This is a genomic window from Calidifontibacillus erzurumensis (assembly GCF_013303125.1).
Classification (GTDB): domain Bacteria; phylum Bacillota; class Bacilli; order Bacillales; family Bacillaceae_J; genus Calidifontibacillus; species Calidifontibacillus erzurumensis.
Window position 1 is genome coordinate 1 of sequence record NZ_JABTTE010000040.1, and the last position, 8660, is coordinate 8660.

The window sequence follows — 8660 nt, forward strand, 5'->3', positions numbered from 1 at the left end:
AGTTGAATAAAACATTCAACATTGCCGCACGCTTGACATTTTGTTTAATTTTCAAAGATCATCTGTCCTTAAGAGGACAAGAATTAAGATAACATATTGTTTCGCGGAAGTCAATATACTTTTTCATATTTTATTTGTTTTTCTTAAAAACAAGGTTTTTAACAACAGCTTTTTCATAATATCATGATGAAAGTTTTTGAGTCAACATTTTTGTTATAAAATTAAAAGAAATATTTTTAGAAGAGTTGTAAAGAACTATTCTAGAACAATAATTGTTGTAGCTAATAAAAAACAAACACACCTTAAACCGATCGCTAAATTCCGGGCAAGGTGTGTTTAATCATTAATTTTTTACATTTATACACTACTCTCTTAAGAATAGGAAATACACAAGGAAAATAAAGAATAATGCGTACATAATAGGATGAACTTCTTTCGCGCGTCCTTTCACAATCATTGTGATCGGATAGAAAATAAAGCCAACTGCAATACCTGTAGCAATACTATATGTCAAAGGCATAGATACTAAAGTAAAGAAAGATGGTACAGCTGTTTCAAATTCTCTCCAATCAATACTGCCAACTGATGATGCCATCAATACACCAACAACGATAAGTGCCGGAGCTGTTACAGCTGCAGTAACAACGCTAAGTAACGGCGAGAAGAATAGTGCCAATAAGAAGCAAATCCCTGTAACTACTGCCATGAAGCCAGAGCGGCCGCCAGCTGCAACCCCTGCAGAAGATTCAACATAAGATGTTGTTGTAGAAGTACCAAGAACAGCACCAACTGATACTGCAGTAGCATCAGCCATTAAAGCTTTGCCAACACGCTCTAATTTATTATTTTTCATTAATCCTGCTTGATTTGCAACGGCAACAAGAGTACCGGTTGCATCAAAAAAGTCAACAATGAAAAACGTTAAAACAACACCAATTAAATGCGGTGTGAATATATCACCTATATGAGCTAGGGCAACTCCGAAAGTCGGCGCAAGGCTTGGAACGGGTCCAATTACTTTTTCAGGTATTGGGATTAACTGGAAAATCATACCTGCAATCGCAGTAATTACCATTCCAATAAAGATAGCTGCATTTACTTTTCTAACCATTAAAATAATTGTAACAAATAAACCAAAAATAGCGAGTAACGTATTAGGATCTTTCAAATCTGATAAAGCAACAAATGTCGCAGGGTTGGAAACAATAATCCCAGCATTTTTAAGGCCGATAAACGTAATAAATAAACCGATACCAGCACCAACTGCGTGCTTTAATTCAAGTGGAATAACGTTAATAATTTTTTCACGAATACCTGACAATGATAAAACGATAAAAATAAGACCTGATACGAATACGCCAGCTAATGCTGTTTGCCAAGGTACACCCATACCTAAGACAACGGTATATGCGAAAAACGCATTTAATCCCATACCCGGTGCTAATGCCAACGGATATTTTGCATAGATTCCCATAAAAATAGAACCATATGCAGCTGCTAATGCTGTTGCCACAAATACAGCTTCTTTGTTAATTCTCAATTCATCTGGAAAATCAGCTACTCCATCAAGCGCCAAAGTACTTGGATTGACAAATAATATGTAAGCCATTGATAAAAATGTCGTCAATCCTGCAATGATTTCCGTTTTGTAATTAGTACCCAACTCTTCAAACTGGAAATACTTCTTCATTTCAAATCCTCCTTTACTATGTATAATGCCGTTTTTATTGTTTCCCAAACAAAAATACGCCCCTATTAACCGAAATTTTAGGAGCGTTGACTATTTCCGAAGATTATATAAAGAAAGCTTAAGGATACACTTTCTTCATAAACCTCGTAGTCAAGCTATTTCCGGTAGCTTGGTAGAAACTTTCGGGCCATATTCCCGACATTATACGACGGTTTTCCTCATTATTCATAATTATTCTACTAAAACTACACAACTTATTCTAACAATCAAAAAATAGGCCGTCAATAAAAAATACGAACGTTTATCATTTTTTTTTGATAAACATTCGTATTTTAATACCCATTTATGAATTTTTATAATTTTCTTTTTCGTTCGTTACTCGTTATTATTCCCACTCAATTGTTGCCGGTGGCTTAGATGTGATGTCATAAACTACACGATTTACATGTGGAACTTCATTGACAATTCTAGTTGAAATCTTTTCTAATACTTCCCAAGGAATTCGAGCCCAATCTGATGTCATGCCATCAATCGATGTAACTGCTCGAATACCAATCGTATAATCGTATGTTCTTGCATCACCCATAACACCAACGCTTCTTATATCAGGAAGAACTGTGAAGTATTGCCAAATTTCACGTTCCAATCCTGCTTTTTTAATTTCTTCACGAAGGATCGCATCTGATTCACGAACAATTTCAAGTTTTTCTTCAGTAACTTCCCCTAAGACGCGGATTCCGAGACCAGGACCTGGGAATGGCTGTCTCCACACGATTTCATCTGGAATACCTAATTCTGTTCCCAGTGCTCTTACTTCATCTTTAAAGAGCGTATTTAATGGCTCAATTAATTTAAATTTCATATCTTCAGGAAGACCGCCAACATTGTGGTGTGATTTAATCGTTTGTGCCGTTTTCGTACCACTTTCAATAATGTCTGTATATAAAGTACCTTGTGCTAAAAACTCAATGCCTTCAAGTTTAGCAGCTTCATCATCAAAAACATATATAAATTCGTTTCCAATAATTTTACGTTTTTGTTCAGGATCTGAAACGCCGCGCAATTTTTCCAAGAAACGTTCTTTAGCGTCAATTTTAATAACATTCATTTGGAAGCCTTCTCTAAATGTTTTCATAACACTTTCAGCTTCCCCTTTACGGAGCAAACCATGGTCAACAAACATACAAGTTAGCTGATCGCCGATAGCTTTATGAATTAGTACGGCCACAACAGATGAATCAACGCCACCGCTTAATGCGCATAAAACTTTTTTATCGCCGACTGTTTCACGGATTTTTTTAATTTCCATTTCAATAAAGTTTTCCATCGTCCAGTTGCCTTGACATCCACATACTTCAAATACAAAGTTTTTCAAAATATCGTTGCCGTATTCTGTGTGGCGAACTTCTGGATGGAATTGAACTCCATAAAAGCGGCGATCTTCATTGCTCATCGCTGCAATTGGGCACGATGTGCTTGTTGCATCAACAACAAAGCCTTCGGGTGTATTCGTAACAAGGTCGCCGTGGCTCATCCAAACAACTTGTACTTCAGGCAATCCTTTATATAGCTTTGATTGATTAGAGACATTAATGGTCGCTTTCCCATATTCACGATGGTTGGCTTTCTCTACTTTGCCCCCCAATTTATGAGTCATTAATTGCATGCCATAGCAAATCCCTAGAACCGGAATGCCTAAATTAAAAATTTCATCATCACAGTCAAAAGCATTTTCACCATAAACGCTGTTTGGTCCACCGGATAAGATGATTCCTTTCGGATTCATCTTTTTGATCTCGGCCATTGAAATTTCGTGGTCATGCAGTTCGCTGTATACCCCGAATTCACGGATTCTTCTTGTAATCAGCTGGTTGTACTGACTACCGAAATCAAGGACTAAAATCATTTCATTTACTTGTTCTCTAATTTCCAAATGTATTCACTCCTATATATTAATGACTTTGTACATACGGACTCGTATTTATATTTTTTCACAACAAAATAAATATAGCTCATTCGCCGCTAGCTAGGAAGCTATATTCTTAAAAGTATTGATTATATTTTATGGTTTCCAATTATGGACAACCGTTATTAAAAAATTCATAATAAAACAAAAGCTGGAATTAGCCTTCTTTTCATAATAAAGGCAGAATCCCAGCGTCTTTAACATCTAACATCTGCCTTTATAGTCGGATCATTTACGGTGATCCGGTAGAAACTCTCAGACCATATTTCTGAGATTATATAAAGGAAATATATATATTCACTTAAAATCTTTTAAGACTTTTCTATCAAAAATCAAAACAACGAACATTTCATAAAATTCAACTGATTATTATTCGTATTTATCATATCAATGACGTATGCTTAGGTCAAGACAATATCTTTTTTGTCAAATTTTCCAACAATTTACGAACCTTCTCCCAGTCTTCGATTTTCCGGATACTCCCAGCATACAAATATTTTTCATAAACATCAGTTATTTGTCTCATTTCCGACGTTCCAAAATAGGCATCTACTCTACTAGCAAATTCTCGAAGTGTTTCCCCACGTTCCACTTTTAGCCCCTTGCTTTCAAGCAATAAAAATAACCTTTCAAACATATGATTTGGACTTACCGTATTTTTATTGAGTCGAGTAGAAATTTTATACCAATAAGGGTACCATTTTTTTCTACCTTTAAAAGCAAGCACTACTAGTAAAATAGCTAAGCCAATTAGAATCCCCAAATTTTTCATTAATTGTTTAAAGTTTTTCAATATACCGCTATTCATTTGGTATATGTCTTTCGTTTGTTCGTTTTCCTTTTTTTCTTTTCCATCATTTTGATTATTCAACAATTCCTCATTTTGACCCGCTTGAGGCATTTGCGGAATCGTGCTTTCTGTAAAGGTTACAGGATTTCGAAATCCTTTCGTCGGTTCAAACGGAACCCACCCAATTCCTGGAAAGTACACTTCTACCCACGAATGAGCGTTTGCATTTGTCACTTTATAAAGTTTTTTTCCATTATCAAGCGTCTTTACCAAATCTCCTTGCGTATATCCTTTTACCCATCTGGAAGGAATATCAATCGAACGCAACAAAACAATCATCGCTGATGAAAAATTATCACAATATCCCTTTTTTGTTTCAAATAAAAATTGGTCGACATAGTCTTCATCTTCACTAGGAATAGCTATATTTCTCGTCTCATAAATAAACCCATTCTGCGCAAAATAATTTTCAACCGCTTTTACTTTTTCATATCTTGTTGCTTTATCTTTCGTAATATTAGCGGCCAATTCTTTTACCCGATCAGGAAGAAGAGGGGGAAGCTGTGTATATAATTTCTTAATGTAAGGATGATCCCCTGAATTTGCTAGTTTTAAAGCTTCAATAGAAAAACGGGGCAAATCATAAATAACTTTATATGACCCCAACTGGACGACTGCACCGTTTTCCGCAGCAAAAAACTTTCCGGTCATGCGATCAATCGCTAGCTCAATATATGGTGCTGTTTTTATTGAGACGGGATCGACTGGGTAGACGATATGCGGGTGAAAACCAGCGTTTTCAAATAAAACGTTTGCAGTCAAGTTTTTCTCTTTGTCTACATTTTCAAGGATTCCTAAATAAATATCATCTTTATTAATAAATGTCGGTGGTATATTTTCGGAAACTTCCCATCCTTTTCCGGTATAAAAATCTTTAGATTCTACACGCCAATAATGTTCTTCGTTCACTTGGGCCGTAAAAACGGTCGTTCGATCCATTACAAGAGTACCGCCAAGCCTAGAATCATCGATGCCATAGCCGATTTTTCTTACAGAATTTCCTAGAACGGCCTCTTTAGCTGCACTTTTTATAAATGGAACAGGGTCAGGCCACTGAGGCTCCGCTTTCGGCGCATGAAGTCCAATCCCAACAGCAATCGCAACCATTGCTGAAAAAATGAGTAACCAATAAGCGCGCACATTGACCGCTTCCCTTTCTTTTAAACGAGACATCTGGAGCAGTCCGAGCATAAATAAACCGATGGCCATTGTCCGTACAATGGCACTATCAGCATCATAACGAGTAAATGTATCAAGGATTGCCAAGAAAATAATAGTGACAACATAGAAGGCAAAAATTTTTTTCACTTGGAATAACCAATATTGAAATAAATAAGCCATTACCCATAATAAGATGAGAAACAAAAATGTTCGGAAAAGATTCGACAACTCAAACCACCGCAAAGCTAAAAGAGCGTCGAAATTTAATAAGAAATCAGAATAAAAATAATACAGCCACTTCAAATCCAAAAATGAACCTTCAAAAAAGAGAATGTGCAATATATAAAATAGAAACACTAATCGAAGCAAAACAGATAACCAAAACGGTAGTCCAATGAAATAAAACAAAAAACAGACGAAAGCAAAAAGAACAAAGTAGATCGCATTTGCCGTATCTGTCACAATTTCAAGTGGCCTGAGCCATTCCCAGAAAATCATGAAGCCTAAAATGTATAGACTTATCTTATAAAAATTTAATTGTCGCAGTTTTATCAAACTCATTCTGTTCACCTCACGGGTGTCTTACGAAAAAGATTTTTCATACCCAACTGATTGTACCCAGGTTCGTTCAAAACCAAAATCTTCATCTATCGTTTTTATCATGATGTTTTGCTTAGAAAGATGGGCACTGTAATTTAGAACACCTTGTTTGGCTGCAAGTATAATAGCAATCCTTCTCTGAGACGATGCAATCCTTTTCGTCCATTGAAGAAATTGCGGATCCATTTTTTCGGTCACGAAGATAATAGTCCCTTTCTCAGGCAACACTTTCTTTTCTTTTTCAACTGCTTGTTTCAACAATTTTGGTGCATCATTTTGCGCAACAGCTAAATGGTAAAATAATTCGCCGTGAGATTCAGACGTTCTTTTTAAAGAAAAAATGCTAGAATCTTTATCTTTGCCGATAGAAATGAGCTGAACCGGGCATCCTGTTTTTGTGAGTTCATCAACTAAAGAAGCAGCAAAAACAACCATTTTTTCAAAGGCATCATGATTAATCAACATGGACCTGTCAAGCCAAATACAATAGTTTTGATCTTCATTCACTTCAAACTCTTTTGAAATAAGTTTGCTCTTCTTAGCAGTCATTTTCCAATTGATCCATGAAAGACGATCCCCTCGTTGATATTCACGAATACCGCTTGGTACCATCGTTTCTTTTTTGTAGTCAAACCTTCTTGAAAGTCTCCCTTCTCCCACTTGCGTTTTTAAAAATAACGGATTTATACGCTGCTTCTTCGGATAAACAACAACTTTGCTTTTCGTTTGAAATTGATGTTTTTTATTAATAAAACCGAAAAAATCTCCAGAAACAATGGTGAGATCTTCAAAAACTAGTTCACCGCGCGGCAAATGTGCAATTTCATACGTAACCGTAATTTTCCGTTTAAATAGAGGAAAAAGCATCAGCTTTTTTTGTCCCTGTTTTTCAGGAAAGTTACCAGAATAATTGTCAGTAACAATTAAAAAATAAAGGGGAAACGGAAGTCTTCTTGACAAATGAATTTGCACTGTAAGCGAATCGCCTGCTTCATATTTTTTTTGATGTTCTAAAATCCTCTCAACCTTCCAAAATGAAAAGGGATACATCGCAAAGATGAGCGAATATATAATAAAAGGTGAAAAGCTATAGAGAAGGAACCAGCTGACAAAGCCCCCTTGAAACATTGCAAAGGCATATAATGCCCCAAGACCAATTAAAAGTAAAAGTACCTTACCTGATAGCTTTAACCGGTTAAAAAGTGTGCTCATCGCTCTTTCCCTCTCCCATGCATATGAAGCGGAACATGCACCAGATTCATAATATCTGCCACTAACTCTTCAGCAGTCATCCCTTTATAATTGGCTTCTGCATTTAAAATGATCCGGTGTCCAAAAACAAATGGGGTTAAATATTTCACATCATCTGGGATAACGAAGTCACGTCCGCAAATAAAAGCATAACTTTTTGCTGCCTTCATTAAAGCGATGGACCCCCTCGGGCTGACACCTAGATAAATCAATGGATGTCTTCGTGTTTGATTGGCAAGGTCGACAATATAAGCTTTGATAGATTCATCTACGAACACATCTCTCGCTTGTTTTTGCAAAGATAACAATTCTTGTAATGTAACGACAGGCTCAAGCTCTTCAATTGGATGGGCAAGTGCCACATTTTCGAGCACTTTTATTTCTTCCGCTGGTGTCGGATAACCCATTTTCATTTTAATGAGGAAACGGTCAAGCTGCGCTTCGGGAAGCGGATATGTTCCTTCATATTCAATCGGGTTTTGTGTAGCCAACACCATAAAAGGATTCGGAAGCGGCATCGTCGTTCCATCTACAGTAATATGGTCTTCTTCCATACTTTCCAATAAAGCAGACTGCGTCTTCGGTGAGGTACGATTGATTTCATCAGCAAGGATGATATTGCCCATAATCGGACCTTGCCGGTACTCAAATTTTTGATCTTTTGGATTATAAATCGAAATGCCCGTCACATCAGAAGGCATTAAATCGGGTGTAAACTGAATTCTTCGAAAAGTGGCATTAATCGATTTAGCGACAGCACGAACCATCATAGTTTTTCCAACACCAGGCACATCTTCAAGAAGAATATGGCCTCTTGCAAACAGTGCAACTAGGCACAAAAGTACCTCTTCCCGTTTTCCGATCATTACTTTTTCTATATTATCAACAATTGCTTCAATTTCAGGCCTTAAATTTCTATCAAATGGTCCATCAAAACGAGGCTTTGATCTAAACTTCATCAAAAACCCTCCTTGTCATTTGTATGTTTTCATCATTTTTGCATTTGCATCTATTAATTTATTATTATATCGTAAAAATCGAGGAAACACGGAAACGTTTCTATTGTTTCTTTTACAGTTTTTCCAGGAATTTCAAACCACAACATCATATATATTGAATAATGCACAATTTATAGGTTTATT

The 8660-nt window shown here is 36.3% G+C and carries 5 protein-coding genes and 2 riboswitches; all 5 genes read right to left on the reverse strand.

The genetic code is table 11. From position 1 onward, the window contains the following. Positions 1–364: 364 nt before the first annotated feature. The 5 genes from HR057_RS16420 to HR057_RS16440 all read right to left on the reverse strand — a co-directional run bounded on the left by HR057_RS16420 (position 365) and on the right by HR057_RS16440 (position 8477). Positions 365–1690, reverse strand: a complete 1326-nt coding sequence (locus HR057_RS16420) for an NCS2 family permease (RefSeq protein ID WP_173732550.1) — start codon at positions 1688–1690, stop codon at positions 365–367. Between the two features lie 127 nt (positions 1691–1817). Next, positions 1818–1919, reverse strand: a riboswitch (purine riboswitch). A 156-nt stretch (positions 1920–2075) separates the two neighbouring features. Next, complete coding sequence (gene guaA, locus HR057_RS16425; protein WP_196237973.1) at positions 2076–3596, reverse strand: glutamine-hydrolyzing GMP synthase; 1521 nt, start codon at positions 3594–3596, stop codon at positions 2076–2078. A 260-nt stretch (positions 3597–3856) separates the two neighbouring features. After that, a riboswitch (purine riboswitch) is annotated at positions 3857–3958 on the reverse strand. Between the two features lie 104 nt (positions 3959–4062). Further along, positions 4063–5895 carry a transglutaminase domain-containing protein gene (locus HR057_RS16430; protein WP_230474514.1) on the reverse strand — a complete coding sequence of 611 codons (1833 nt, stop codon included), beginning with the start codon at positions 5893–5895 and terminating at the stop codon, positions 4063–4065. A 354-nt stretch (positions 5896–6249) separates the two neighbouring features. Beyond that, positions 6250–7479, reverse strand: coding sequence for a DUF58 domain-containing protein (locus HR057_RS16435; protein WP_173732552.1), 1230 nt, complete (start codon positions 7477–7479; stop codon positions 6250–6252). Beyond that, on the reverse strand, positions 7476–8477 hold the full coding sequence (locus tag HR057_RS16440) for an AAA family ATPase (RefSeq protein ID WP_173732554.1): 1002 nt from the start codon (positions 8475–8477) through the stop codon (positions 7476–7478). The genes HR057_RS16435 and HR057_RS16440 overlap by 4 nt, the downstream gene beginning before the upstream one ends. Between the last annotated feature and the right edge of the window lie 183 nt (positions 8478–8660).

Excerpts from the sequence above, each read along its gene's own strand:
- guaA (WP_196237973.1), bottom strand. The coding sequence starts at position 3,596 with ATGATTTTAGTCCTTGATTTCGGTAGTCAGTACAACCAGCTGATTACA.
- HR057_RS16435 (WP_173732552.1), bottom strand. The coding sequence starts at position 7,479 with ATGAGCACACTTTTTAACCGGTTAAAGCTATCAGGTAAGGTACTTTTA.
- HR057_RS16440 (WP_173732554.1), bottom strand. The coding sequence starts at position 8,477 with ATGAAGTTTAGATCAAAGCCTCGTTTTGATGGACCATTTGATAGAAAT.
- HR057_RS16420 (WP_173732550.1), bottom strand. The coding sequence starts at position 1,690 with ATGAAGAAGTATTTCCAGTTTGAAGAGTTGGGTACTAATTACAAAACG.